We start from the raw sequence: 26,059 nt of genomic DNA, 5'->3' as shown, positions 1-26,059 counted from the left end.
GTGCGGAAGCGTGGGACTGGCAGATGTATGCCACCTGCCGCGCCTACGACGTGAACGACTTCTACGACACGGCCCAGGAATCGCGAAAGGTGCTTGCCGCCAAGAAGGTCTGCGCGGGATGCCCGGTGTTGACCCATTGCCGGGACCACGCGGTCACCACCAACGAGCCGCACGGCATCTGGGGCGGAATGACGCCGAGAGAGCGAGCGAAGTACCGCTGGGTGCACTACTGGTCGAAACGGGTGTGATGCCGGTCGAACACCGGCATCGACAGGGCTACTCTCGGTAGAGGCGAGCGCACCCCCGCACCGCGACCCGAGCAGTACCGAATCGAGCCGAGATGGCCGACATCGAGTCGACGCAGCGCAGCTCCGCTTCGGGAATTCCCGCGGAGCTGGCCGCGGCGGGCTTCGAAGACGCCGAGGAGATCGGGCGCGGCGGCTTCGGAGTCGTGTACCGGTGCGCCCAGCCGGATCTGGATCGGGTTGTCGCCGTGAAGGTACTGACCGCTGAGCTGGACCCGGAGGGATTGCAGCGTTTCGTGCGTGAGCAGCAGGCGATGGGCAGGCTCTCGGGCCATCCGAACATCGTCGCCGTCTTCCACGCGGGCACGACCCATCGCGGGCACCCCTATCTGGTGATGCCGTATCACGCGCGTGGGTCGCTCGAGCAACGCATCCACACCGGCGGTCCGCTCGACTGGGCGGCGACGCTGCGGCTCGGTGTGAAGATGGCTGGTGCGCTGGAGTCGGCGCACAGGGCGGGCATCCTGCATCGCGATGTGAAGCCGGCCAACATTCTGATCAGTGACTACAACGAGCCGGAGCTCACCGATTTCGGCATCGCCAGGGTCAAGGGCGGATTCCACACCACCACGGGTGTGGTGAGCGCCTCCCCCGCGTTCGCCGCACCCGAAGTGCTGCGCGGCGCTGCGGCCACCCCTGCCGCGGATGTGTACAGTCTCGGCGCCACACTCTTCTGCGCCCTCACCGGGCATGTCGCCTACGAACGTCGCGTAGGCGAGCAGGTCGTGTCCCAATTCCTGCGAATTTCCCGGCAACCGAGCCCCGATCTCACCGGCCGGGATGTGCCTGCGGCGGTCCGGTCGGTGATCGAGCACGCGATGGCTCCCGACCCAGCCGACCGGCCCGCCGATGCCGCCGGTTTCGGCGCGGAACTGTGTGCGGCGCAACGGGCTACGGGCGCACCCGTTGATGTACTTCGGGTTCCGAGCCCGCCACCACGGGTGGCGGGGCCGGCACCGCGATCGAAGGAACGAACCACTGCCCCACCGACTCCGGCCACCAAGTACCGCCCGCCGACACCGGCGCGTGCGACGCTGGCCCGTAAGCGGCTGCTCGAGCGGCTGCGTGCGTGTGAACGCACCAGGCTCACCACCATTCACGCACCCAGCGGTTTCGGGAAGACCACGCTCGCCGCACAATGGCACGACGAGCTCGTGGAACACGGCGCCGCCGTCGCCTGGCTCACCGTCGACGAGGACGACGACAACGTCGCCTGGTTTCTCGCCCACCTCGTCGAGGCTGTCCGTCCTGCGGTTCCCGACCTCGCCGACGATCTCGATCGCCTGCTCGAGGCCGACCCCGACGATCCGGCCCGTGCCGTCCTCACCGAGCTCGTCGACGGTCTGCATACCCGCGACCAGCGGGTCACCCTGGTCCTCGACGACTGGCAGCGGGTCACCGGCGCCGACTCGGTGGCGGCCGTCCGGTTCCTGCTCGAGCACGGTTGCCATCATCTTCCGCTCGTCGTCACCACCACCGCGCGCCCGAACCTGCCGGTCAGCCGGTTGCGCATGCACGCTGAGCTCACCGAGATCGACGCCGCCACTTTGCGTTTCGACGCAGATGAAGTCCGCACCTTCCTCGATGACGCCGACGATGTGCACCTGGACGCGGAAGAAGTTCTGGCGCTGACCCAGGCCACCGACGGGTGGATCGCCGCGTTGCAACTCGCGGTGCTGTCGTTGCGTTCGGGCGAGGACACGGGACGGCTACTCGGCAGCCTCGCCACCCATCCCGACATCGGTGCGTTCCTGGCCGAGAACGTGCTCGATGCCCTCGACCCGGAAACGCTCGACTTCCTCATGACGACCTCGATCTGCGAGCGGATCTGCGGCGGTCTGGCGGCCGCGTTGACCGGCCGCGCCGATGCCGCCGACGTCCTCGCCGACCTCGCCGAACGGGGACTGTTCCTCCTGCCGACCGCCCCCGGCAGCGAGTGGTACCGCTACCACCAACTCTTCGCCGGGTACCTGTGCCGCAGGCTGGCCCAGAACCGGCCGGGACAGGTCGCCGGGTTGCGGCGGCGGGCCGCGCAGTGGTTCGCCCATCATCATCTGCTCAACGATGCGGTCGAACACGCACTCGCCGCCGAAGACCCCGGCCGCGCGGCCGAGTTCGTCGAGGAGGGCGCGGGTTATCTGCTGGAACGGTCCAGAATGGTGACGCTGCAGGGGATTCTGGCCAAACTTCCCGCGAGCGTGTGCCGCCCGAGACCACGGATCCAGCTGTTCGGGGTGTGGGTGAACCTGGTTCTACGCAGGCCAGCGGCCGCCGAGGCCTGCCTGGACAGTTTCGAGGCGTCCCTGGCCGGGGTCGACGAAGCCGACCGTGCCGATCTACGGGCCGAGGCCGATGTCGCGATCGGTGTCCGCGAGATGTTCGCCGACCGGGTATCGGCACTGGACGGGCTGATCAGGCAGGCGCTGGCCCGTCCCGATGACTTCTCTCCCCGAATTCCGGGCGTGGCCGCCAATATCGCCACCTTCGCCGCGATCCATCGCTTCGACTTCGACGAGGCGCGGCGACGGCAACTCTGGGCGGTGCCGTACCACGAGGCGACCGGCCCCTTCCTGTCCGTCTACGGTCGCTGCTTCGCCGGTCTCGCCGCCCACGAACAGCTCGACATCGCCGGCGCCGAGGAGCTGTTCACCGTCGCACTCGATACCGCACGGACCACAATGGGCCCGGCGGCACACGCCACCCGTCTGGCCGGGGCACTACTCGGTGAACTGCGTTATGAGGCAGGCGATCTCGACGCTGCCGTGGATCTGCTCACGAAGAGCAGGGAACTGTCGACCGAAGGCGGCGGCGGTGTGGACTTCATGCTGGCCACCTATGGAACAGGAGCGCGGGCCCGGTCTCTGCGCGGCGATCGCGAGGGCGCGCGTGAACTCCTGACAGAAGGCCTGTCGGTCGCCGAGCGCCTCGAGCTGCCTCGGCTGACCGCTCGTCTCCACAACGAACAGGTCCGCGCGGGCTTCGAGCTGGACCCGCGAATCACCGACGCCCTGCTGGCACCACGCACGGTCCGGCACGACGACGGAATCGTCGCCGCCATCGACGAGTTCGACGAGGATTCCGCCATCCGATTGCTGTCGGAAGCCGGCGAACACGAACGCGCGCTGGCACGAGCCGAACTCCTCCTCGCGAGCATGCACGCGAACCGCCGCCCACTGGCGAGGTTGCGCGCCGGATTGTTGCTCGGTTCCACGCTGCGGCGGGCCGGGCGCCGGGACGAGGCCGAACACACTCTCACACCGTTGATACGGCAGTGCACCCGGCTCGGTTTGACCCGCCTGCCCGCCGACGCGATGACGATTTAGCTTTCCCGACACAGAACTCCGAAGCTAGCGGGCCGGCTCGACGACCCCGCCCGGGTCCGACTCAGGGGCCCGTACCTGTGCGACCTCGTCGTCGACCGTCGAAGCGGGCATCAGGATCACGATGACGGCGGCGATCAGCGCGGGGATCGCGAAGGCGTAGAAGTTCCAGTGGCTGCCCAGCGAGGAGCCGACGACCCAGCCACCGATGGACGGACCGAGGATGGAACCGACGCGGCCGAGGCCCATACTGGCGCCGACAGCCGAACCCCGGCACGAGGCGGGGTATTTGGCGGCGACGTAACCGTAGGCCAGCGAGCTGCTGCCGATGGACCCGAGCCCCGCACCCGCTACCGCGACCATCAACACCGCGGTGTCCAGTTTGCGGCTCAGCGCGAGCAGCGACACCGCGCCGATGACGAAGAACAGAACCAGGATCCGCCGTGACCCGTACCGGTCGGCGAGCATCGAACCGCCGATCATGCCGATGATGGCGCCGACCTGCAGGACCAGCAGAAATTGCAGCGAGGAGCCGAGCGGGTACCCCGCTTCGCGCATCAGCACCGGCAACCACGTGTTCAGACCGTAGGTGATCACCTGGGCGCAGACGCAGACCAGGACGAACAGCAGCAGCGAGGGCAGGTACCGGCGGGTGAGGAGCATGCGCAGCCCGCTCCTGCTGTCGGTGCTCGCGGCGGTGTCGACCTGGATTCGCTGTTCGGCGCGAATCGCGGCGATGTCGAGGCCGTAGGCCTCGGCCAGCTCGGCCGCCTCGGCGTCCTTCCCGCGGGCGACCAGCGAGTTCACCGATTCCGGCAACCAGAAGTACATGGCGGGCACCACGATCACGCACAACGCACCCACACCGTAGAGCACGCGCCAGCTGTTGTCGGGAAGCAAGGCGATCGCGACCAGGGCGGCGATGATGCCGCCGAAGGAGTAACCGGTCAGCATCATGCCGTTGTAGATCTGCCTGCGATTGCGCGGCGCGAATTCCATCGTCAGGGCGACCGCCGACGGGACGACGCCGCCGAGGCCGATGCCGGTGAAGAACCGTGCGGCGCCGAGAAATTCAGGCGACGTGGCGACCGCGCAGATCGCGCACCCGGTGGAGAACCAGACGACACCGGCCATCATCACCTTGCGGCGTCCGATGCGGTCGGCCAGCGGGCCGGCGAGCAGGAAGCCGACCATCAGACCGACCAGGGTCCAGCTGCCGATCAAGCCCGCGGTGCTCGCCGACATCCCCCACCCCGGCTCGTCCAGGAGGCTCGGCACGGTGGCGCCGTAGACGATGAGGTCGTAGCCGTCGGCCACGATCGTCAGAAAACAGAGCATGACCACGACAAGGCCACTTCGTTTGCGCGGGGCCCGACCATCCATTTCGTACTCCTTCGACGTTCTGCCACAGCGACACCGCCGTGCGACGTGGATCACAATATCGCATAATATATGATCCGGAATATTTTTTGCCGACCGGCCCATGCGTGAACACAACAAAGGCCTGGGCCCCGTCGGCGGTTCCCAGGCCTTTGGCCGGCGCTGTTCGGCCGTCAGCGTTTACCTGGCAGCATGACCGCCACCATGGTCACCGGCTTGTCGGTCCGATTGCTCCAGGCGTGCTTGATCCCGCGGTTGATCACGGTGTCGCCCGCGCGAAGCAGGGTCTCCCCCGTTTCGTAGATCGCGTAGATCTCGCCGTCGATGATGGTGGCGATGTCGACGGTCTCGGTGGCATGCAGGCCGACGATCGCGTCATCATCGGCCTTGGCGTCCTCGCCGTGCAGGTCACCGATCGATTCCGCGTAGACAGCCGGATCGATCTCACTGTCGGGCGGGAAGGTCGCCAGGCGCACCACCACGCCGGCGGCGGGCGGATCCAGTTCCACCTCGGAACCGAGCGTGTCACCGTCCGCCATGGCGGCGGGCAACGCGTCGACCCGCCAGACATCGTTCACCGTGAACGCGGGCAGGGCGATGCGGGTAGCAGTGTCCTCATCGACGGCGATGGTCGATCTACCGTCGGCGTCGATGCCCGCGATTACGCGTCGCGCGGTCCGGTCGAGATGTTCGCCTGCCATGAATGCCACCCTTCGGAAGTATTGAACGTGACGCCTGTCACAGCGATGGATAATATATTACATATCACGTCTTGAGAAGGGCGGCGTCAGTTCACAGCAACTCGGCTGTGAAGAAAGGAGACAGGGCGGCCATGGCCTGCTCGACGTACTCGGGCCGATCGTAGAGCCCCACGTGACCCGCTCCTTCGACCAGCACCAGGTCGGTGTTCTCCGGCAGGCGCTTGTGCAGGGCCTGCGCCTGCCACAGCGAACCGGCCGTCGACCCGGCGACCAGCAACATCGGTTGGGTCAGGAACTCGGCACCGGCGAAGGCGTCGTAGTCGAAGATCCGGGTGACACTGGCGGTGAACAGCATCCGGTTCTCGGAGTTCGGGTGCTGTGCGCGCGGGGTGCGGTAGTACTCGTGCGCTTCGACCATGTCGGCGTGGGTGGTGTCGTCGAGGATTTCGGGCACGTAGGTGATCTCGGCGATCTCGCCACCAGCGGCTTCGATCGCGCGCTGACCCGCGACGGCGTCCAGTGTGGCGATCTGCGCTTCGAGCGGCAAGGAGCCGTCCCAGCCGCGCCGGAAGGTGGCGCCGATGTCGACCGGGCTCACCGCGCCGACGGCCTTGATCCGGCGGTCGGATTTGGTGGCGTCGATCGCGTAACCGCCGCCGGCGCACACACCGAACGCACCGATGCGGGCCGCATCGACGAAGTCGAGGGTCGATACGTAGTCGACGGCGGCGCGAATGTCCTCGACCCGGGCGAAGGGGTCTTCCAGTCGGCGCGGAATGCCGCCGCTCTCGCCCTGATGGGAGGCGTCGAAGGCGAGGGTGACGAAGCCTTCGGCGGCGAGCTTGGCCGCATACAGCCCCGCGGTCTGTTCCTTCACTCCGCCACCAGGGTGAACACACACGATCGCCGGGTAGTACTGGTCGGCGGAGAAGTTCTCGGGCAGGTACAGATCGCCCGCCATGGTGACCGTGGCGTTCGGGAAGTCGATGTGCTGCACGATGATGTCCTCGGCTCGTCGGGAGTCTTTCCGGATGACATCAGTCTTCGTCATCCGGAAAGACCCTGGCAGGACGACTCTGTTCCTGGGAAGGATCCTTCCCCCTCAGTGCACCGCCGCGAACATCAGCTTCGCGTCGTCGGCCTCGGCCGGATCGAACTCGGCCACGATACTGCCCTGCTTGGCTACCAGGATCCGGTCCGAGAGCGCCCGGATCTCCGGCAGGTAGGACGAGATCACGATCACCGCCACACCGGCGTCGGCCAGGGCGCGGATCATCGCGTGGATCTCGGTGATGGTGCCGAGGTCGACACCACGGGTCGGCTCGTCGATGATCGCCACCAGTGGCTGACGGGTCAGGCCTTTGGCCAGCACGACCTTCTGCTGGTTGCCGCCACTGAGCTCCTCCAACTTGGCCCGGTCGGGTCGCAACGTGCGCACATGGAAGCGCTCGACGAAGCGCTGGGCCACGCTCTTACGCTCCCCCGGTCGCACCAACAATGGCAGGCGCGGCGCGCTGCACAGGTGCCCGAAGTAGATGTTGTCGGCGATCGAGAAGTGGCCGAGGAAGCCCGAGGCCTTACGGTCCTCGGTGATGTAGACCAGGCCGGCTCGACGGGCATGGCGCGGTGTCCGGAAACGCACCGTGCGCCCCGCGAGCCGCACGGTGCCGCCGCGCAGACGCCGCCGTTTGGTCAGCCCGGCGACGATCATCGCGGTTTCGCTGCGCCCGGCGCCGACGAGCCCGTAGATGCCGACGATCTCCCCCGCATGCGCGGAGAACGACATGTTGCGCACGATCGGAAGGAGGGTGATGTCCTCGACCTCCAGCACCGGTGCCGGGTCGGGTTCGCGATTCGGTGGCACCCGTTGGTATTCCACGCTGCGCCCCACCATCATCCGCACCACCTCGGCGCGGTCGAAGGCCGGTTTGTCCAGCGTGCCCTGCACCTCGCCGTCACGCAACACCGTGATGCGGTCGGCCTCTTCCAGTGCCTCGTCGAGCATATGGGTGATGAACACGACCCCGATGCCCTGTTTCTTGAGCCTGCGCATCGACAGGAACAGCTGCAGGCGTTCCTCCGGTGTCACCGAGGCGGTCGGTTCGTCGAGGATGACGACCTTGGCGTCGCGGTGCACCGCGCGGGCGATCTCCACCATCTGCTTCTGGGCGATACCGAGCGCGCCCGCGGGCACCTCCGGCCGGATGTGGAAATTGTGTGACTCCAACAGTTCTCGCGCGACCACATTGAGCTGGGAGAGATTGTTGAAGACCTTCTCGTCACCGAGGAACAGGTTCTGCGCCACGGTCATCGACTCGACGAGCGACCCTTCCTGGTACACCATCGCGACCCCGGCCTCGGCCGATTCCTTCGGGGTGCTGAAGTTGCGCATACGTCCGGTGACGAGCAGGGTGCCCGCGTCGTGTTCGATCGCGCCCGAGATCACCTTCACGAGGGTGGATTTGCCCGCGCCGTTCTCACCGAGCAGGGCGTGGATCTCGCCCGGAGCGACCTCGAAGTCGACGTCACGCAGCGCGTAGGTTCCGTTGTAATGCTTGCTGATCCGGCTGAGCCGGATCACGGGCTCGGCGACGGCGGTGTCGCGCATGGTGCTCACCTTTCGTTGTCTGTCTGCGGCTCGAGCAGGTTGCGGAAACCGCGCGCCGCCACCACGATCCGCCCGTCACGTGACACCACGCCGGTGACCCCGTGGCGGTCGCTGTCCGCGCGCGAATGCACACTTTCGGCGATGCGTCCCCGCTGATCGATGCGGAAAGCCAGACCGTAGGAGCGCGCGGGCGCCCACGGTTTGATCACGCCGTGTACGCGTAGCTGGCCCAGCTGCAGAGTGTCGGTGTAGGGATCCGGGCACCGCAGGCGTGGGACGAACCATTGGTCCTGACGAATCGTCGTGGTCATCTCGCGTAGCAATGCCGGTTCGTCGAGCAGCAATTCGGTGAAGCGATTGCGCGCGTACGGCGCGGCGACCCACCAGCCGTCCGTGGTGGCGGCCATCCGGCCCGGATACACCGGCAGATTCGACGCCACCGCGGTTCCGGGCTTGCTCGGTGCGGCCACGGTGCGGCGTTCGATGCGGTGGTCGAAGCCCAGCGATACCAGAACCTCACCCTCGCCGGTACTTTCGATGCCCCCCGGCCAGCCGAGACCCTCGGCGACCACCTCGGCGTGCGATCCGTCGACGCGCACGATGCGCCCACTCCGGTCGTCGGCGACCAGCGCGGCGGACCAATCCGGTATCTCGCGGGAGCCGATGGTCGCCAACACGACACCGTCCGGCAGCAACGTCAGATCGGTGACGCACGCGGCCAGCTCGGGATCGGTGCACAGGTCGGTGGCCACTCCGCTCCCGTCGACTGTCACGAGGCCGACGCCCTCGACGGCGGCGACTATACGATCATCGGCGACCAACAGACTGCCGACCTGCCCACCGAGCGTCACCAGTCGCGTGACGGTGCCGTCGGCGAGCGTGAAAATGCTGTCACCACTGGAGAAGACGACTTCTCCGTTGTCACGGATACGCACGTCGTCGGGTTCGAACTCGGCATCGGGCAGCAGAGTCACGCCCTCGTCGAGGCGGCGATTGGGCCGCAGACCCGCCTCGAACGGCGGCACCGTGCGATGCCGGGCCCAGTCGGGGTTCAGCCATTCCTTCATGGCGTTGATCGTCCGATTCACCGCCGCACCTCCACCATCGATCGGCCGGGCACGATCAGCCCGGGAACCGCGGCCGGATCGATCGTTCCGACCTCGCTCGGGTCGAGGGTGAGTCGACCGATGCGGTTGTTGCTGACACCGCACAGATACAACTGTCCTGCCCGCTCCTTGACCGCGGTCACCATCGGATAGTTCGCCAGCGACGAATCCCACAGCACCTGAAGGACCTCGCCGCTATCGTTGAACTTCATCACGCACGACACGTTGAGCTGCGGCACCACCCAGCTGTCGAGCGGGACCTCCTTGGTCATCCGCCTGCGGACGGCCGGGTAGCGGTTGAGCAGGTCCGACATCGGCGTACGCATCGACACGAACGGCAGCCAGTAGTTGCCGTCGGAGGAGCGATTGAGATTGTCGGGGTTGCCGGGCAGGTTCTCCAGCACCGGCTCCAGCTGCCCCTGCTTGGGTCCGGCGATCCAGAGCCGGTCCACCCGGCACAGCCCGGTGCTGGCGATGAGGATCGACTGGCCGTCGTGCGAGGTGCAGATGCCGTTGGGGAACACGCTGTTCGAGACGACGACCTCGGTTCCGCCGTCGGGATCGATCCGGACCACACGCCCGTTGGCCCGCGATTCCACCAGCTCCACCAGGTATTCGGCGGCGTTGGTTCGCGTCGAGAAGTCCGACACGTAGATCGAACCGTCCGGCGCCACGTCCAGGTCGTCGACCGCGCGTAAGGCGGAATCGTCGAGCAGGGAAAACCGACTGCGCTTGACCTTCGTCGCGATCGGTTCGGACTCACCGTCCGGGGAGATCCGGTAGATACCCATGCCGCCGACCGCGACGAGGAGTTGCCCGTCCCGATCCCACCCGTGGCCGAGTGGGAAACCGCCTGTGCGAGCGAAGATCTCGCCCTCGTCCGGGTTGTCGGCACGGAAACGCCACACCCAGCCGCGACGATCACCGCAGTAGACATGGCCCTCCGGGTCGACCGCGCAGTCCTCGGCGCCTTCGATCTTGCCGAGACCGATCGGGGGTGCGTCGGTGGTCCTGTTGTTGATCGTCCACACCGTGCCCGGCTCGGTGACATCGATGAGCGGGCCGAGGGTGATCCGGCCCGGATCGATCTTGAGCTTGTCGGCGGTGCGCTGCCGGTATTTGCCCCACTGCAGGTCGAGCACCGCGAAGACGAGCAGTGCGGTGGCGAGAATGACCGTGTAGTAGGACCCTTCGAGTCGCAAGGCCACGGTGGCCTGCTGGATCACCTGCACCACGATGATGCCGACGGTCGCCCGCAGCACCGATCCGCGACCGCCCTTGAGGCTGACGCCACCGAGCACCACGGCGGTCAGGGCGATGATCTCCCAGCCCTGGCCGACGTCCGGGTCGGTGCGCCCGACCCGAGCCGAGGTGAGCAGAGCGGCCAACCCGGCCAGCGCACCGGAGAGGACGTAGACGAAGAACGTCACCCGGTCCACGGGAATACCGTTGCGCCGCGCCGAACGCCGATCGCTGCCGACCGCGGCGACCCACCAACCCCACCGCGACCGGGTGAGGCCGACGTGCACGACGATCAGCACGCACCCGAAGAAGAGCCACCCGGTCGGGATCAGCGCGATGCTGCCCTCGCCGAGGAAGTCCCAGACGATATCGGGCTTGGGCATGCTCAAGTCGAAACTGAACGCCGACTGCAGCGCGGCGGCGGCACCGCCGAAGGCGACAAGCGTGACCAGCGTCGTGATGAACGGCCGCATCTTGCGGTAGGCGATGAAGTAACCGTTCACACTGCCCAGCAGCGCACCGAACACCACCGCGCCCGGCGCGACAAGGGCCATCGGCCAATCCCAGGCGCGGGAAGCGACCATCGCGCCGATCGCCGTCAACCCGACCATCGAACCGATCGACAGGTCGATACCGCCGCAGACAAGCACCACGGTGAGCCCGATGGCGAGCAGCCCCTTCTCCGACACCTCGTCCATGATGATCGGGGTGTCGGCCGGGCCGACCGGGGTGAAGAAGACGAACAACAAGCTGAGCAGCAGAGCGAGGGCCAGCGGGACCGCGCCCTCCATCCAGCGCTTTTCGAACAGGTCGGACAATGCTCTGGCCGGGGCGAGCCGATCACGCCACTTCCCGCCGGTCAGGGGGAAGGCATCGACTCCCCGCGAGCGTGATTGCAGTTTCATCGCCGCTCACTGCCCCTTGTAGCAGGCGATGGTGGTGTTGTCGACGTTCGCGCGATCCACGATGGTGTGCGGCACGAACGCGACGGTGTGGCTGCTGCCCGCCGGGGCTCCGGTCTGGATCAACTGCTGGGTCGTGACCACCGCGGCGGTGCCGACGCCCTGGACATCGTAGGAGGCCGAGGCCGTCACCTTGCCCGCGCGCAGCGCGTCACACCACACGGTGTCGGCGGCCATCGTGTACGTGCCGAGGGAATCGGCGGGGATCACCCCGCGCGAGACCGCGCTCTGCACGGCGTCACCGACGGCCACGGAGTTGAGGTCGTAGGTCACCAGGAATCCGCAGAAGTTGTTCTTCTGCTGCTGGATGATCGACTCGGCGGCCTGCTGCGCGAGCGAGTTCTGCCACTGGGTGTGCGCGGTGGTCACCACCTCGAAGCCTGCCGGGTCGAGCACGTTGCGCACGCCTTTGGACCACAGCAGCGAGGCCGCGTCGTTGCCAGGACCGTCGATGATCGCCAATCGCTTGGGGGCCCCGCGCTTTTCGCAGTCCTGCACGGCGCGCTGGGCGATGTCCTCGGCGGCGGCGAGGTTGTCGACACCGATGTAGGCGTCGCCGAGACGGCTCGAGATCATGTTGACCACCACCGTGTAGATACCCGCGCGCTGGGCGTCCTCGATCTGCTTGGACAGCACACCGACGTCGGGGTTGTGCAGGATCAGCACATCGACGGCCTTGCGGGCGATCAGGTCGCTGATGATCCTGGTCATCTTGTCGGTGTCGAAGTTGGGGTCGTGGATCTGGAAGTCGGCGCCGAGATTGCCGAAGGCACGCTCCATCGAGGCGCCCCAGTTCATCGTCAGGTTGTAGCCCTTGTACAGGATCGGGACGAAGGCGACCCGCTTGCCCTGCATCGACTCGTGCACCTTCTGCGTCGCGTCGAACAGTTGCACGTTCTCACCGAAGGTCTGACCCTCACCTCCCGCCGGTCCGGTGGACGAGGTTCGAGCGCCGGTGGAACAGCCTGCGAGTACGACGGCCGAGACCGAGGCGAGAGCGAGGGCGATCATCTTCTTCATCGTTGAAGACTCCTTGTGAGCGAAGGGGTTTCGAGGGTGGCTTTACAGTTCGCCGCTCTTGGCGGTTTCCTCGTCGCGCGGATGCAGCCACGAGTCGAGTGCGATGGCCGCGATGAGCACACCGCCGCGGATCAGGTCCTGCACAGCGGAGGTGAGGCCGTGCAGCACGAGCAGGTTGTTGAGCACACCGATGAACAGCGAGCCGGCGAGCACCCCGAGAATCGAGCCGCGACCACCGGCCAGCGAGATACCACCGATCACGGTCGCGGTGAGCGCGGTGAACAGCAGCGGGTCGAAGGAGGTGACGGTGGTCTGCACGCTGCCCTGGATCGACACCGTCAGGTATCCGGCGAGCAGGGCGAGCAGCGCGGAGATCACGTAGGTGAGCACCTGCAACGGGCGAACGGGGGCACCGGTGGCACGGGCGGTGGCGAAGTTGTCGCCCATCGCCCGGATCAACCGGCCCGCCGAGGTGTAGGTGACGAAGAGCCAGGCCAGCACGAAGACGGCCGCCGCGATGATGATCGGCCGTGGCACACCGAGGATCGAGCCGTTGCTCAGCTCCGCGATCCATGAACCGCCGGGCAGCGCGTAGTAGTTGCTGTCGAGCAGCAGCATGTCCACCCCGCCGATGACGAGCAGACCGGTGGCCAGCGTGACGAACAGTGACGGCACTTCGACATAGGCCACGAGCACGCCGTTGACGAGGCCGACGCTCAGCGCGACCGCCGCGGCGATCGCGATCGCCTGCCACTCGGGCATGCCGCTCGACATCAGCGCGAGCGTGGCCTGGGCGCAGCCGAGCGCGACACCGGCGATCGACAGGTCGATGCCTTTGCCCAGGATGACGATGGCGACGCCGACGGCCAGAATTCCGAAGGCCGCCGACAGCCGCAACAGACTGGCAAAGTTTCCGGTTGTCAGGAACCCCGGTGTCGTCGCGGCACCGACGACACACAGCACGACGGTGATACCGAGAACGAAATAGGCCTGTTCCGAGCGGCCGAGCTGCTCGCGCAGGCTGGGGCGGGGCGTGGTGGCCGCCGCAGTGGACGTCGTCATGATGCTCCCCGCATGGGTTTCTCCTCTGAGACTCAGATCACTCTCGCAGACTGTGCGAAATATTAAATATGCGGTGTCGTACCTCACAAGAAGATCGACCTGCGATCAACCGAAGGGTTGACAGGGCTGCGACCAGCGGCTGATGTGGAGCCGGAGTCTCGGACACGATTCGGACGCACACCGCGCTCTCGCGTTATATATTGCATATTCTGTGCAGTAGTGGTATGAGGACTGGAGTAGACACGTGGTGATCGACATGAGGGCACCCCACGGCGGCGTGACAGTCGAGGCCGAGCTCATCGCCGTCGCCACCGAAGCGTCGGAAATCCTCGGACGCCGGATCCAGCCGCCCGGCACCCACTCCCCCGACGCGGCCAAGCGGCTGCTCACCCAGTTGTGGGACGAGGCCGTGGCCGCACTTTCCGGCATCACCGATCACGCGGACATCCAGCGAACGACCGCGCTACTGGCTCGCATTCGCGCCGCCGAGATCGAACTCGCCGCGGTCGACGCCGCGAGTTCGGCCACGCACCTGCGGATGGCCGCACAGGCGATCACGCGATTACACGGCGCACGCGGCGTCGACGACTTGCTGAGCCGGGCCGCGGAGGCGATGGGCGCGATGGGTTTCGACCGCGCACTCGTGTCGAGGACCGAAGGCCAGCGTTGGCACCTGCACACCATGTTCGTCGTCGACGACAAGCCTTGGGCCGAGGCGATCCTGGCGGCCGGACGCGAGTCCTCACCGACCCTGGACGGCCACCTGGTCGAGAGCGACATCGTGCAGCGGGCCCGACCGGGACTGGTCTTCGACGTTCAGCACAATCCCCGTGTCGTCCGACCGCTGGTGGAGATGACGCACTGCAGTTCCTATGCTGTCGCGCCGCTGACCCTGCACGGTTCCGTCGTCGGGCTGGTGCACGGCGACTACTACTTCCAACGGCGCGAAGCCGACGCCACCGCGCGGGCGATGCTCGCGGTCTTCGCCGCCGGGCTGGGCCACGCACTGGCCGGTGCGAGCTTGCTCGACGGCGTGACCACCCTGCGCAGCGGACTGGATCGGCTGACCGGCCACGCGGCCGGTGGTTGCCCGCCTCAGGGTCAGGCGCTCTCGTCGCGCGAAGTCGAAGTGGTCGAATTGCTGGCGGCGGGGCGAGCGAATCGCCAGATCGCGCGCGACCTGGCGATTTCCGAGGCGACGGTCAAGACTCACATCACCCATATCCTGCGCAAACTCGGTGCGGCGAATCGCGCCGAAGCTGTCGCGTACTGGCTGCGCGGCAGTACCGTCCACTGAGTCGGCGTTGCCGGAAACCCATTCGCAATGCTTACATAATATATAGTGCAAGCAATGGTGCGGGCAGGTCTGCTGTCCTCGCACCCCCGTGAGAGGACAGTCCATGGCCGACACCATCGTCGAGCAACTGGCCCGGTTCACCACCGGCGCGAACTACGACACCCTTCCTCCCGAAGCCGTCGACGAAGCCAAGCGCTTGCTGCTCGACGCGATGGGCTGCGCGCTCGGCGCCGTCGAGGAACCCAAGGGCAAGATCGGCATCCAGTACGGCAAGCTCACCGGCGGCACCGACGGCGACGCCACCATCATCGGCACCGACGACCGGGTGTCGATCTTCGGCGCCTCCTTCGCCAACGGCGAACTGATCAATGCCCTGGACTTCGACGCGGTGCTGCCCCCGGGCCACGTCTCGCCCTACGTCCTGCCGACCACGATGGCCATGGCCGAGAGCCGTGGCCGATCCGGTCGAGAGGTGCTCGCCGCCGTCGCGCTCTCACACGAGATGTCCTACCGCTTCTACAAGTCGATGGATTACCTGCGTGACGTCCAGAACGATTCGATGGATCTGTCGCCCGTGATCGGCTACAGCGTCACCGTCTTCGGCGGTACCGCGGCCGCGGGCAAATTGGCGGGGCAATCCACCGAGACCCTGGCCAACGCGCTGGGCATCGCCGCCGCCACCGCCCCGGTGAACTCGATGCGGCCGTGGATCAAGCACGCTCCCAGTTCCACCCTCAAGTACCTGCTCGCGGGCACGCTGACCCAGGCCAGCCTGACCGCGGTCTTCATGGCCGAGCTCGGTCACACCGGTGACCTGGAGATCCTCGACGACGCCGAGGTCGGTTTCCGCAAGTACATCGGCACCCGCCGGTGGGAACCGCAGAACCTCACCGACGCGCTCGGCACCGAATGGCGGTTCCTGGCCGAACAGTCCTACAAGCCCTACCCGCACTGCCGGATCCTGCACGCGCCGCTGCACGCGCTGACCGAGATCCTCGAGACCAACGACATCCGGCCCGAGGAGATCGACGCCATCCGCTGCTGGGGCGAAGCCGCGGTCATGCACCCGTTGTGGCAGAGCCGGGTCATCGAGAAGACCCACGACGCGCAATTCGACATCGCGCACGGTCTGTCGGTCGGCGCGCACCGGGTCACCCCGAGCAGGGCTTGGCACGCACCGGAACTCGTCTTCAGCGACTCGGTGCTCGGCCTGATGGACAAGGTCACCTTCGCGCCGCACCCGGACTACTTCAAGGCACTGTCCGCCCACCCTTCGGCACGCCCGACCAAGGTCGAAGTCGACGCCAGGGGCACCACTTTCGTCGCGGAGCGGACCTACCCCAAGGGCAGCCCCTCGCCCGACCCGAGCACGAGGATGACCACCGAGGAACTGGTCTCGAAGTTCCGGATCAACGCCCGAGAGGTGCTGTCCGAGAACAGGATCGATCAGGTCGTCGAGACCGTACTCGGCGTGGACAAGGTCGACGATTTCGGTACTGTGATGCGTCTGCTCGCACCGAACAGCAAGTAGGTCTGAGAAATCACGCTACGAAAGCCCCGCCCGCCCCCTACGCGTGCGGGGCTTTCGCGTACCGGCCGCCGATTCATCGACCGGTGCTGTCGACAGTAGCCATGACAGTAGAAGGGGCATGTCCAGAATCCTGGACATGCCCCTCGTCTGTCGTTCACGCGATGCGTAGTGCTCTGATCCGGTTGTAGAGCGTCGATCGGCTCACGCCCAGTGCACGCGCGGCCTGCAACTTGTTGCCACCCGCGGCCTCGAGAGCAGCCATGATGACTTCCCGCTCGGCTTCACGAATCGGCGATCCGGGTACCTGGCCCCCGCGGTGCGAGGCGGGCAAGTCGGCGGGGATGATGTCGCCTGCCGATCGGGTACTCGCCACCAACTCCACGACGCGGCGCAGTTCGGCGAGATTGCCGCGCCACGGTTGCGAGGCCAGCACCCGCATCGTCTCGGCGGTGAACCGGGTCCTGGTGTGGCCGGTGACCTCGGTCAGCATCTGCTGGGCCAGGCCCGGCACCTCGTGCCTGCGTCGGCGCAACGGGATCAGTTCGCGGCGGTCATTACACAGGGCGGGCAGTGGAGCGTGCACCGCGTCGAGGTGCTCGCCCGGCGTCGAGGTGAGCACGACCTCGCGCGACGTCTCCCGAAGTCGCTGCGCGAGCAGCGCGGTGAGTTGCTCGGAAAGCAGCTGGATGTTCTCGATGACCACCGGCGGACCATCGTTGTCCAGCGTCTCCCCGAGCTGCGCGGCCCACGCGGTGTCACCGATGAGCACGATATCGGTCGCGTCGAGCGTGCGGGCCGCAGGGCCGACCAGGCCGAGAGCCTCGGTGGTTCGGCCGGTTCCCGCCTCGCCGACCACCAGCAGCGGCCACAGCGGCATCCGGTCCGAGACCACTCTGGCCCGTCGGACACCGGATTCCTGGGTGATGTCGACGAGCACGCCGTCAGCTCCCTCGATCGACTGGCAGACCAATCGCACCGCACGCCCGGAGGTGAGCACGAGTTCCTGGCTGTCCTGCCCGCCGGCGGGCACAGCTTCGGCGCACGCACGCAAAGCGGCGTGGTCGGCCGGTTCCAACAGGTCGACCGCGGCCGGGGTGGCCATGACCAGCCCGTCACCGATCACAACCACCGCCCGGCCCCGGCGCCCGGCGGCGGCCTGGAAGGCACTCATCAACCTGGAGTGCGCACGGGGTGAGTCGCGCTGGAGTCGCTCTTGGATGTCGCGGACCATGCGGCGGGCCAACAGCGCCGACAACCGGTGATCGGCACTGGTCTTCGCGCCGATTCCCAGCACGCCTTCCAGGCGGCGGGTGACCGGATGGAAGATCGGATGTCCGTAACACGTGAATCCGCGAAACAGCGCCAGGTAGTGCTCGTCGGCCCGCACCAGCAGGCTGCGCCTGGTCTCGAGCGGGGTACCGAGCGCGTTGGTACCGATGCGGTCTTCACCGAGCTCCACGCCCGGCACGATGCCGATGTCGGCGACGGCCCGCCGGATCGATCGAGCGGCGCCGTGGATGTCGACCACCCGGCCGGCTTGATCGGCGAGCACCAGTGCCACTGGCGTACCTTCGAGTTCGCTCGCGACCCGTCGCAGGACCGGACTCGCAGCGCGTGCGAGGAAGCTGTCGGCGTTTCTGGTCGCGAGGTCGAACGGTGGCATCGCGTCTTCACGGATGCCGTTGAGCCGCGATCGCGCCCACGCCGACTCGATGTCCGGTCGAGTCGAATCCCGGTAAACCTGCATCACAGTCATGGATACTCAACACCACCTTGTCCCGACCGCCTGCACATGCGGTCGACGCTCGGACCCCTGTGACCGAGCACACTTGTATTTTATACACAATATCTGCTTGGTTCCTCGGCTTTTGCCGTGATGCCGGGCATTTTCCGGTCGACCTGGGAAGGATTTCTCCCAGGCAGAGCGTCGCCGACGGGCATATCGTGGAGAAATGACCGAGAGAGCACCTCACCTTCGCGAGCTGGGCGGATTCCTGAAAGCGCGGCGTGCCGAGCTCAGCCCGGAGGAGGTGGGTCTGAGTGTCCACAGCGCCGCCGCGCGCCGGGTCGCAGGTTTGCGCCGCGAGGAGGTGGCGGACCTGGCCGCGATCAGCCACGACTATTACACCCGGATCGAGCAGGGCCGTCTCGCACCGTCGGAGCCGGTCCTCGACGCGTTGGTGCGCGTTCTGCGCCTCGACGACGCCCAGCGCGACTACGCGGAGAACTTGGTTCGCCGTTCCGATCGCCGACCGGCCAAACGAGGCCAGAAGACTGTGCGCCCTCAGCTGCAGCGACTGCTCGACCAGCTCACCGAAACCCCAGCCCTGGTGTTCGGGCGCTACCTCGACATCCTCGCCTGGAACCACCTGGCGGCGGCGTTGATCACCGACTTCGGCCAGATGACTCCGCGACAGCGCAACTATGTGCGGATGGTCTTCACCGATCCGGCGATGCGCACCCTCTACGACGACTGGGAGAGCGTCGCGCGCACGTGCGTCGCCATCCTCCGCATGGATGCCGCGGCCAATCCGACCGACCCCCAGCTCACCGCGCTGGTCGGTGAGCTGTCCATCGCCGACGAGCAGTTCCGGCAGTGGTGGGCGGCTCGCAATGTGGCTCGGCAGGAGTTCGGCTCGAAGACACTCAACCATCCGGATGTCGGCGAGATGACCCTGAACTGGGACACTTTCAGCTCGTCGGGTGATTCGGAACAGCAGCTCGTCCTCTGGTCGGCCGAGCCCGGCACGACCTCTCATGAGAAGCTGCGGATCCTCACCTCATGGTCGGCCCCGGCCCCGGAACGGGACCCGGCGGACCACCCCAACTAGCCCTTTCGAACGAACCGGACCCGCCCTCCGGTCACAACACTGTGACGGTTTTTAATATATTATGCGTAATTATCCCTCGGCCTCGGGCCGCGATCCCCAGCCCTTCGCTGAGCAAGAACCGCCGACGCCTGTCCGCATCACCGTCCACGAACTGCTCGACTACTTCGGCAGATGCGGCGCGTGCGGTTACCCGGCCTCGGCTTCGAGAGTGGTGAAGCACTTCGGCGACGGTTCCATCCAGCACGAGGTGATAGCCACCTGCGGTCTCCCCTGCGGCTGGCGCGCCCCCGTCTCGATGCGCCGGATGACGGGCTCCCCGTGAACCCTGTCCGAATTCCTGGACACTCCTCGCGCTCGGACGTTCCTACATTCGAACGACCCGGGAGGTAGCGCCCGGGGCACCGCGGAATCCCGCGGCCAGTCGGGAAAAGCGCTCACGCGCCGGAAGGAACGTCGATGACGACATCCAGCAAGGGGACCACAGGTTTCGCCGCACGGACCAAGAAGGCGGCAATCACAGTAGCGATCGCCCTGTTGAGCACGGGGGCGATGTCCCCGGCAGCGGCCGAGCCCGTCGACGACACCCAATTCCTCCTCGTGGGTGGCACAGTCAGCGGTGACGTGACCGTACTGCGCGTGGAATCGGGCGGCGGCCTGACGAAAGTCGGCCAGACACCCGTCGGTCTCGGCGTCATGTCCCTGGCCCTCGCACCGAACGGGCGCCACGTCTACGTCACCCAGGCGGGTGAACAGCGGGTCACCGGATTTCAGATCGACTATGCGGGCGCTCTTCGCCCGATCCCCGGGGCCGCGGTAGATATCGGTGGCGGCGTTCCGATCACCTCGACCCTGTCCACGGACGGCAGTCTGCTGTTCGTCGCCGTCGGCGGAGTGCCCGGGCACATCAGGACCTACTCGGTCGACCCGTCCGGCGCGCTGACGCAGATCGCTTCGATCTCCGTACCGGGGTTCAGCACCATCCCGATGATCCGGATCGACCCGGACGGCCGATTCCTGCGCTTCGTCAGCCCCTTCGACAGCCTGATCTCCAGTTTCTCGATCGGGCCCGACGGCACACTCACTCCGATCGGCGCTCCGGTGTCCGGCGGTGCGCTGCCGGTGAATCCCGGCTACACCCCGGACGGCCGTTTCGTCTATGTGAGCAACGAGTTGGGCGGCAACATCTCCGGCTACTCCATCGGCCCGGACGGCCAACTCACACCCACGCCCGGGTCGCCGTATGCCAGCGCATTGATGCCGCATGGAGCCGAGGTCACCGCCGACGGCGCGCGGGTCTACGTGCCCGTGGTCGCCGGCGGTGGGGTGGCCGGGTACTCGATCGGCGAGGACGGCGCCCTGGCCGCCCTCCCGGGTTCGCCCTATCCCGCGCCTCCCGGTTCCGGCCCCGGCACGCTTGTGCTCAGCGACGACGAGCGGCACGTCTACGCCGCCGACGTGCTGACCACCGGAATCACCACCCGGGTACATACCTACGACGTGCGCCCCGACGGAACGTTGACCCTTTCCACCTTGCCGTCGGTGGACACCGGCACCGTCCTGGGCGACGGACCGATCATGGTGCTCACGCCTTGACCCTTCGGATATATTATATTTCAAACAGTCCGCAGCGGTTGAAGGAGTAGCGCGATGCAGATGCCGGGTCATTTCGAGGGTTCCCTGGTGGTACACGGGTGAGCGGGCAGCCGCTGGCGGGTCTGCGCGTCGTCGAGTTCGCCAGTTTCGTGGCGGGACCGTCGGCGGGGATGACCCTCGCCCAGCTCGGCGCGCGGGTCATCCGGGTCGACCCGCTCGGCGGCGGGCCCGACTACCGCCGGTGGCCGGTCGCCAAGAGCAACGGCGAGAGCCTGTACTGGAATTCGCTCAATCGCGGAAAGCAGTCGATCGCCGTCGACGTGCGCAGCGAGCAGGGTCGGGAACTCGTCCTGGCGCTGGCGACCGCACCGGGCAAGGATGCGGGAATCGTCGTGGACAACGCGGTCGGGCGACCGTGGTTCTCCTACGAGGCCCTCGCCGATCGGCGAGCCGATGTGATCAAAGTGCACATCGGTGGTCAGGCCGGTGGCGGTCCCGCGGTGGACTACACGGTCAACACCGAGGTCGGCGTCACCGATCTCACCGGGCCCGCCGATTCTCGTACGCCAGTGAATCATGTGCTGCCCGCGTGGGATCTGGTCGCCGGGATGACCGCGACCACCGCACTGCTCGCCGCCCTGCACCGCCGGGAACGGTCCGGCGAGGGCGCGCACCTGCAGATCGCGCTGGCCGATGTCGCCCTGGCCGGCGTCGCCAACCTGGGGTGGCTCAGCGAGGTCCGGGAACGCGGTGACCGCCCGCGCCACGGCAACTACATGTACGGCTCGTTCGGCGCCGACTTCGTCACCGCCGACGAGGGACGAGTCATGGTGGTAGCGCTCACGCCGCGTCAGTGGCAGGCGTTGTGCACGGCGACGGATACGGCGAAGGTGATCGCCTCGCTCGAGCAGACGCTGGGTGTGGACTTCGCCGACGAGGCGCACAGGTATATCCACCGCGAGACGATCGCGGCGGTGATGCGACCGTGGTTCGCCCGGCTGCCTCTCGATGCCGTGGGCGCGGCGCTCACCGAAGCCGGCGTGCTGTGGAGCCGCTACCGCCAGATGAGCGACGTTGTGGCCGATTTCGAGGCGGGAATCGGCAGCCGAGTGCTGACCGAAGTCGACCAGCCCGGTATCGGGCAGGTCATCTCGGCACACAGCCCGATCCGCGAGAACAGCGAATACGGCCCGGTGCGCCCGGCCGCGGCCCTCGGCGCCGACACCGATCAGGTCTTCGCCGAAATCCTCGGCCTCAGCGACAGCGAACTCGGAAAGCTGCATTCCGCAGGTGTTCTCGGCGTCACCGAATAACATTGCGGCGTAACATCTTCGGCTACAGCAATTGGGCCGGTATCGAAGACGACATTGTCTTCGATACCGGCCCAATTGCTGGAATACGTGCCTCGTGCCCGGCGAGATCGGAAGGCTACTCGCTACACCAGGTCACGACCTCGTCCAACGGTGCGCGCCTGGTGCGATAACTGTTGGCGGGGTGATCGGCATCGGGGTAGCCGAACGATATGCCCGCCAAGATCTTTCGATCCGCAGGGATGTCGAAGTACTCCCGGACGAACGCCGACCGGCCCGCGAGGGCGGCCTGCGGAACAGTAGCGATGCCGAGGCTGGTCGCGGCCAGCAGGAAGGTGCCGAGGTAGAGGCCGCAGTCCACGGCGCCGTACACACCCTGGTCGGCGGCCGTGGTGACGATCGCGACATGCGGCGCCCCGAAGAGACGGAAGTTCTCGAACGCCTGCCGTGCCGACGCCGCCCGGTCACCGCGTTCTACGCCCACCGCCTCGTACAGTTGCCAGCCGGTCTCGCGCCGGCGCTCGCGGTACACGCCGCGATAGTCCGCCGGTGGCGGAAAATCGAACTCGTCACCCAGCTCACCACCCCGAGTCGCGGCATACTCGGCCAAAGCCGCACGGAACCGCTCGGTACCCTGGCCGCTGGTGACGATCACCTGCCAGGGCTGGGTATTGCACCACGACGCGCAGCGCTGCGAGAGACTGAGCAGACGCTCGATCACCGGCCGAGGCACCTCGCGTGATTCGAACGCCCGGCAGCTCCACCGGCTGGTGAGAAGTTCGGCCAACGCACCCGACTTGTCTTCTCCCACAGTGCGTTCCGTGGCGTACGGCGGCGTAATCATCAGCCGTCCGCGGAAAGTACGCCCGCAGCCACGAGTTCGTCGACTTTCTCCGCCGGGTACACCTCACCGGCGACCGCGCGCGTATCCGCACCCACCCGCGGCGCGACACCGGGGCGTTCGGGCCGTTCACCGGCGAAGCGCCACGGCGGACGCACCAATGCGAGCCCGTCGTCCTGCGGCTCGATCATGCGCAGCCACCCGACCTGCTCGTGCTCGACGTAACCGGTCATCGACAGCACCGGGGCGAACGGCACGTCTTCGGCGGTGAGCCGCTTCTCCCACTCCGCGAACGAGCGCTGCTCGAATTCGGCCTCGACGATCTGGGCGAGCTCGAAATAGTTCGCCTCGCGCGGGCGGTACTCGGCGAAGCGCGGGTCGACAGCCAGATCGGCGCGATCCATCGCCCGGCACAGCGCCTGCCAGAACTTCTGCGACGACGAAAGATGCACAGCGATGTACTCGCCCGTGGCGGTCGGCGCACAGAAATTCTGCGCCTGCGGGTGCCTGCTGCGCCGAGTCGGGTCGACGCCGAGTTCGAAAGCCTGGGTGATGCCGTCGGTGACAAGCACACTGACGGCCTCCATGATCGAAGTCTCCACGTGCTGCGGTTCCCCGGTGCGGTACCGGCCGACCAGCGCGGCGAGCACACCCGCGGCCGTGCTCAGCCCGGTGACCAGATCGGCGCTCAACCCGCCGGTGAGCTGGGGACGGCCCTCGTCGCCGAGCAGTGAATACAGGCCACCGAAGGCTTGCCCGATGGTGTCGTAGGCCGGCCGGGCGGCGAGCGGACCGCCCGCACCGAAACCGGTGACCGAGCCGTAGACGATGTCCGGGCGTAGCTCGCGACAGACCTCGGGGCCCAGGCCCATCGCGGCCACCTTGCCGGGGCGCATGTTCTCGAGCACCACGTCGAAGCGCGGAATCAGCGCCTTGACCAGAGCGACGCCCTCGGGCTGCTTCAGGTCGACGGCCAGGCTGCGCTTGCCGGTGTTGTACTGACGGAAGTACGGGCTGGCATCGTTCTGGTGACGGCGGAAGTCCTCGCCCACAACGGGCCGCTCCACCTTCACGACTTCGGCACCGAGGGCGCACAACATGGAGGTGGCGAACGGGAGCGAGATGTAGCCCCCGATCTCCAGAATCCGGATTCCGTCGAGCGGCCTGTGCTGCATAGCCTGTCTCCCTCTAGTCACGTGCTCATATTATATATTATCGCGGCATCGCGGTGTCGTGGGCCACACCCAGCGAAGGTCGATCGGTGCACGACGGCAACCGACAGAATAGACACAGTGGCGGCGAGCACAGCAGCCCTGGCCTGTGCGCTAAGTTATATCATATACTTTACATGAGCCGGGTCACATGGCACCGACGGGTCGCCGCGCGCTGAACCACCGCTGACCAGGGATTTCCCACCCGGACACAATCGCCGACGAGGACGACAGGTCTACCCATGAGTGTTCAGACAGAGTTGTGGCAGGGACAGTTCGACAAGCTGTTCATCGGCGGCGGGTGGGTGAATCCGGCAACCCAGCGCACGTTCGAGGTGGTCTCCCCCGCCACCGAGGAACCCCTCGCCCGCATCGCCGAGGGCAGCGAGGCCGACATCGACGCTGCTGTCGGTGCCGCCCGCGCCGCCTTCGATCGCGGCCCGTGGCCCCGGATGGAACTCGCCGAGCGGATAGCGGTGCTCACCCGGGTGAGCGAGATCCTCGCGGACCGCCAGGACGAGGTCGCTCGCCTGATCAGCGCCGAGATGGGGTGTCCGATCACGCTGTCGACACGGATGCAGTCGATGGGGACCCGGATGCTGCTCGATGCGTTCCTCGAGCTCGCTCCGCAGTACCAGTGGTCCGATATCCGCCGCTCGGTCACCGGCAACGCACTCGTCACGCGCGAACCCGTCGGGGTCGTGGCCGCGGTGGTGCCGTGGAACGCACCGCTGCAGATCGCGATCATCAAGCTGGCGCCCGCGCTGCTGGCAGGATGCACCGCTGTGCTGAAGCCGTCGCCGGAGACCGCGATGTCGGCGTATCTGCTCGCCGAGATCTTCGAACAGGCCGGTCTGCCCGACGGCGTGGTGAACATCGTCGTCGCCGGACGCGAGGTCAGTGAGCACCTGGTCCGCCATTGCGGCATCGACAAGGTCTCGTTCACCGGCTCGACGGCCGCGGGCCGCCGGATCGCCGCCATCTGCGGGCAGGATCTGCGCCGGGTCACCCTCGAGCTCGGTGGGAAGTCTGCCGCGGTGCTGCTCGACGACGCCGACCTCGATGCCGTGGTGCCGGTGATCCGGGCGCTGTCGCTGCGCAACACCGGCCAGGTGTGCAGCAACAAGACCCGCATCGTGGTGGCCCGTTCGCTGCGCGACGAGCTCTACGACCGATTGCGCGACATGGTCGGCTCGATGCCGATCGGTGACCCGCTCGATCCGGCGACCGAGCTCGGCCCGTTGGTGACCAGCGCTCAGCGCGAACGGGTGGAGGCCTATATCGCGCAGGCCAGGTCCGAGGGCACCCAGGTGCTCGTCGGCGGTGGCAGGCCCGAGGGTTTGGACCGAGGGTGGTACGTCGAACCGACGATCTTCGGCGACGTCGACCCCAACGCGCGGATCGCCCAGGAGGAGGTGTTCGGTCCGGTACTGACCGTGCACACCTTCGACACCGAAGCCGAGGCGATCGATATCGCCAACAACTCCGACTACGGCCTCAACGGCTCGGTCTTCGCCGCCGACCCCGCCCACGCGCTGGCGGTCGCACGCCACATCCGCACCGGCACTGTCGAAGTCAACGGGACCCCCGCCGGCTTCTTCGCCCCGCTCGGAGGCTTCAAGAACAGCGGCATCGGCCGTGAAGCCGGACTCGAAGGCTTCGACGCCTACATCGAATGCAAGTCCTACGGCCTGCCGCAGCCCCTGCTCGACACACTGGCCTGACGCCCTCCCTTCCTG

At 67.0% G+C, this 26,059-nt stretch carries 20 protein-coding genes; 9 read left to right on the top strand and 11 right to left on the bottom strand.

Features of this window, described 5'->3' with window-relative positions; genetic code table 11:
• The first annotated feature begins 23 nt into the window (after positions 1 to 23).
• A complete protein-coding gene (locus tag NC7_RS13595; protein ID WP_236573427.1) occupies positions 24 to 248 on the top strand; it encodes a WhiB family transcriptional regulator in 225 nt (74 codons plus the stop codon).
• 92 nt (positions 249 to 340) lie between these two features.
• Positions 341 to 3,628, top strand: a complete 3,288-nt coding sequence (locus NC7_RS13590) for a serine/threonine-protein kinase (protein ID WP_067982924.1) — start codon at positions 341 to 343, stop codon at positions 3,626 to 3,628.
• 24 nt (positions 3,629 to 3,652) lie between these two features.
• On the opposite strand, the gene NC7_RS13585 is transcribed toward NC7_RS13590, so the two are convergent.
• From NC7_RS13585 to NC7_RS13550, 8 genes are all read right to left on the bottom strand, one after another.
• Positions 3,653 to 5,008 carry an MFS transporter gene (locus tag NC7_RS13585; RefSeq protein WP_067982923.1) on the bottom strand — a complete coding sequence of 452 codons (1,356 nt, stop codon included), beginning with the start codon at positions 5,006 to 5,008 and terminating at the stop codon, positions 3,653 to 3,655.
• 170 nt (positions 5,009 to 5,178) lie between these two features.
• Positions 5,179 to 5,706 carry a cupin domain-containing protein gene (locus NC7_RS13580; protein ID WP_067982920.1) on the bottom strand — a complete coding sequence of 176 codons (528 nt, stop codon included), beginning with the start codon at positions 5,704 to 5,706 and terminating at the stop codon, positions 5,179 to 5,181.
• A 91-nt stretch (positions 5,707 to 5,797) separates the two neighbouring features.
• Positions 5,798 to 6,757, bottom strand: a complete 960-nt coding sequence (locus tag NC7_RS13575) for an alpha/beta hydrolase (protein WP_236573425.1) — start codon at positions 6,755 to 6,757, stop codon at positions 5,798 to 5,800.
• Between the two features lie 51 nt (positions 6,758 to 6,808).
• Entirely contained in the window at positions 6,809 to 8,314 is a 1,506-nt protein-coding gene (locus tag NC7_RS13570) for a sugar ABC transporter ATP-binding protein (RefSeq protein WP_067983681.1), read from the bottom strand.
• A 5-nt stretch (positions 8,315 to 8,319) separates the two neighbouring features.
• Positions 8,320 to 9,402, bottom strand: coding sequence for a hypothetical protein (locus tag NC7_RS13565; RefSeq protein ID WP_067982918.1), 1,083 nt, complete (start codon positions 9,400 to 9,402; stop codon positions 8,320 to 8,322).
• Positions 9,399 to 11,567 (bottom strand): ABC transporter permease, encoded by a 2,169-nt coding sequence (locus tag NC7_RS13560; protein ID WP_084458475.1) that lies wholly within the window; start codon positions 11,565 to 11,567, stop codon positions 9,399 to 9,401. Before NC7_RS13560 ends, NC7_RS13565 begins: the two co-directional genes overlap by 4 nt.
• Positions 11,568 to 11,573: 6 nt before the next feature.
• On the bottom strand, positions 11,574 to 12,644 hold the full coding sequence (locus NC7_RS13555; RefSeq protein WP_067982914.1) for a sugar ABC transporter substrate-binding protein: 1,071 nt from the start codon (positions 12,642 to 12,644) through the stop codon (positions 11,574 to 11,576).
• 42 nt (positions 12,645 to 12,686) lie between these two features.
• The gene (locus tag NC7_RS13550; protein ID WP_067982912.1) at positions 12,687 to 13,706 is read right to left on the bottom strand and encodes an ABC transporter permease; all 1,020 of its coding nucleotides are present in this window, start codon (positions 13,704 to 13,706) and stop codon (positions 12,687 to 12,689) included.
• A 256-nt stretch (positions 13,707 to 13,962) separates the two neighbouring features.
• Here NC7_RS13550 and NC7_RS13545 point away from each other — a divergent pair, with 256 nt between their 5' ends.
• A complete protein-coding gene (locus tag NC7_RS13545; protein ID WP_084458474.1) occupies positions 13,963 to 15,003 on the top strand; it encodes a helix-turn-helix transcriptional regulator in 1,041 nt (346 codons plus the stop codon).
• 103 nt (positions 15,004 to 15,106) lie between these two features.
• Complete coding sequence (locus NC7_RS13540; RefSeq protein ID WP_067982908.1) at positions 15,107 to 16,534, top strand: MmgE/PrpD family protein; 1,428 nt, start codon at positions 15,107 to 15,109, stop codon at positions 16,532 to 16,534.
• 154 nt (positions 16,535 to 16,688) lie between these two features.
• Here NC7_RS13540 and NC7_RS13535 read toward each other — a convergent pair whose 3' ends face one another.
• The gene (locus NC7_RS13535; protein ID WP_067982905.1) at positions 16,689 to 18,290 is read right to left on the bottom strand and encodes a sigma-54-dependent Fis family transcriptional regulator; all 1,602 of its coding nucleotides are present in this window, start codon (positions 18,288 to 18,290) and stop codon (positions 16,689 to 16,691) included.
• Positions 18,291 to 18,486: 196 nt separating this feature from the next.
• Between NC7_RS13535 and NC7_RS13530 the strand changes: the two genes are divergently transcribed.
• From NC7_RS13530 to NC7_RS13520, 4 genes are all read left to right on the top strand, one after another.
• Complete coding sequence (locus NC7_RS13530) at positions 18,487 to 19,365, top strand: helix-turn-helix transcriptional regulator (RefSeq protein ID WP_067982901.1); 879 nt, start codon at positions 18,487 to 18,489, stop codon at positions 19,363 to 19,365.
• A 61-nt stretch (positions 19,366 to 19,426) separates the two neighbouring features.
• The gene (locus NC7_RS29120) at positions 19,427 to 19,687 is read left to right on the top strand and encodes a hypothetical protein (RefSeq protein ID WP_157101988.1); all 261 of its coding nucleotides are present in this window, start codon (positions 19,427 to 19,429) and stop codon (positions 19,685 to 19,687) included.
• Between the two features lie 134 nt (positions 19,688 to 19,821).
• Entirely contained in the window at positions 19,822 to 20,958 is a 1,137-nt protein-coding gene (locus tag NC7_RS13525; protein ID WP_084458473.1) for a lactonase family protein, read from the top strand.
• A gap of 98 nt (positions 20,959 to 21,056) precedes the next feature.
• Positions 21,057 to 22,271 (top strand): CoA transferase, encoded by a 1,215-nt coding sequence (locus NC7_RS13520; protein ID WP_067982894.1) that lies wholly within the window; start codon positions 21,057 to 21,059, stop codon positions 22,269 to 22,271.
• Positions 22,272 to 22,386: 115 nt separating this feature from the next.
• Here NC7_RS13520 and NC7_RS13515 read toward each other — a convergent pair whose 3' ends face one another.
• Positions 22,387 to 23,112: a nitroreductase gene (locus tag NC7_RS13515; protein ID WP_084458472.1), complete on the bottom strand. Its 726-nt coding sequence runs from the start codon at positions 23,110 to 23,112 to the stop codon at positions 22,387 to 22,389.
• Positions 23,112 to 24,284: a CaiB/BaiF CoA transferase family protein gene (locus NC7_RS13510; protein WP_067982888.1), complete on the bottom strand. Its 1,173-nt coding sequence runs from the start codon at positions 24,282 to 24,284 to the stop codon at positions 23,112 to 23,114. Before NC7_RS13510 ends, NC7_RS13515 begins: the two co-directional genes overlap by 1 nt.
• A gap of 278 nt (positions 24,285 to 24,562) precedes the next feature.
• On the opposite strand from NC7_RS13510, the gene NC7_RS13505 reads away from it, so the two are divergent.
• Positions 24,563 to 26,044, top strand: coding sequence for an aldehyde dehydrogenase (locus tag NC7_RS13505; RefSeq protein WP_067982886.1), 1,482 nt, complete (start codon positions 24,563 to 24,565; stop codon positions 26,042 to 26,044).
• Positions 26,045 to 26,059: the final 15 nt, after the last annotated feature.

Origin of the sequence: Nocardia caishijiensis NBRC 108228 (assembly GCF_001612825.1) — a bacterium.
Taxonomy (GTDB): domain Bacteria; phylum Actinomycetota; class Actinomycetes; order Mycobacteriales; family Mycobacteriaceae; genus Nocardia; species Nocardia caishijiensis.
The sequence above is the reverse complement of the archived record's forward strand: the minus strand, read 5'-3'. Positions and strand labels throughout refer to the sequence as shown.

Bases quoted from the DNA above. Each gene is read 5' to 3' on its own strand.
- NC7_RS13595 (WP_236573427.1), top strand. From the start codon at position 24: ATGTATGCCACCTGCCGCGCCTACGACGTGAACGACTTCTACGACACG.
- NC7_RS13590 (WP_067982924.1), top strand. From the start codon at position 341: ATGGCCGACATCGAGTCGACGCAGCGCAGCTCCGCTTCGGGAATTCCC.
- NC7_RS13585 (WP_067982923.1), bottom strand. From the start codon at position 5,008: ATGGATGGTCGGGCCCCGCGCAAACGAAGTGGCCTTGTCGTGGTCATG.
- NC7_RS13580 (WP_067982920.1), bottom strand. From the start codon at position 5,706: ATGGCAGGCGAACATCTCGACCGGACCGCGCGACGCGTAATCGCGGGC.
- NC7_RS13575 (WP_236573425.1), bottom strand. From the start codon at position 6,757: ATGACGAAGACTGATGTCATCCGGAAAGACTCCCGACGAGCCGAGGAC.
- NC7_RS13570 (WP_067983681.1), bottom strand. From the start codon at position 8,314: ATGCGCGACACCGCCGTCGCCGAGCCCGTGATCCGGCTCAGCCGGATC.
- NC7_RS13560 (WP_084458475.1), bottom strand. From the start codon at position 11,567: ATGAAACTGCAATCACGCTCGCGGGGAGTCGATGCCTTCCCCCTGACC.
- NC7_RS13555 (WP_067982914.1), bottom strand. From the start codon at position 12,644: ATGAAGAAGATGATCGCCCTCGCTCTCGCCTCGGTCTCGGCCGTCGTA.
- NC7_RS13550 (WP_067982912.1), bottom strand. From the start codon at position 13,706: ATGACGACGTCCACTGCGGCGGCCACCACGCCCCGCCCCAGCCTGCGC.
- NC7_RS13545 (WP_084458474.1), top strand. From the start codon at position 13,963: ATGAGGGCACCCCACGGCGGCGTGACAGTCGAGGCCGAGCTCATCGCC.
- NC7_RS13540 (WP_067982908.1), top strand. From the start codon at position 15,107: ATGGCCGACACCATCGTCGAGCAACTGGCCCGGTTCACCACCGGCGCG.
- NC7_RS13535 (WP_067982905.1), bottom strand. From the start codon at position 18,290: ATGACTGTGATGCAGGTTTACCGGGATTCGACTCGACCGGACATCGAG.
- NC7_RS13530 (WP_067982901.1), top strand. From the start codon at position 18,487: ATGACCGAGAGAGCACCTCACCTTCGCGAGCTGGGCGGATTCCTGAAA.
- NC7_RS29120 (WP_157101988.1), top strand. From the start codon at position 19,427: ATGCGTAATTATCCCTCGGCCTCGGGCCGCGATCCCCAGCCCTTCGCT.
- NC7_RS13525 (WP_084458473.1), top strand. From the start codon at position 19,822: ATGACGACATCCAGCAAGGGGACCACAGGTTTCGCCGCACGGACCAAG.
- NC7_RS13515 (WP_084458472.1), bottom strand. From the start codon at position 23,112: ATGATTACGCCGCCGTACGCCACGGAACGCACTGTGGGAGAAGACAAG.
- NC7_RS13510 (WP_067982888.1), bottom strand. From the start codon at position 24,284: ATGCAGCACAGGCCGCTCGACGGAATCCGGATTCTGGAGATCGGGGGC.
- NC7_RS13505 (WP_067982886.1), top strand. From the start codon at position 24,563: ATGAGTGTTCAGACAGAGTTGTGGCAGGGACAGTTCGACAAGCTGTTC.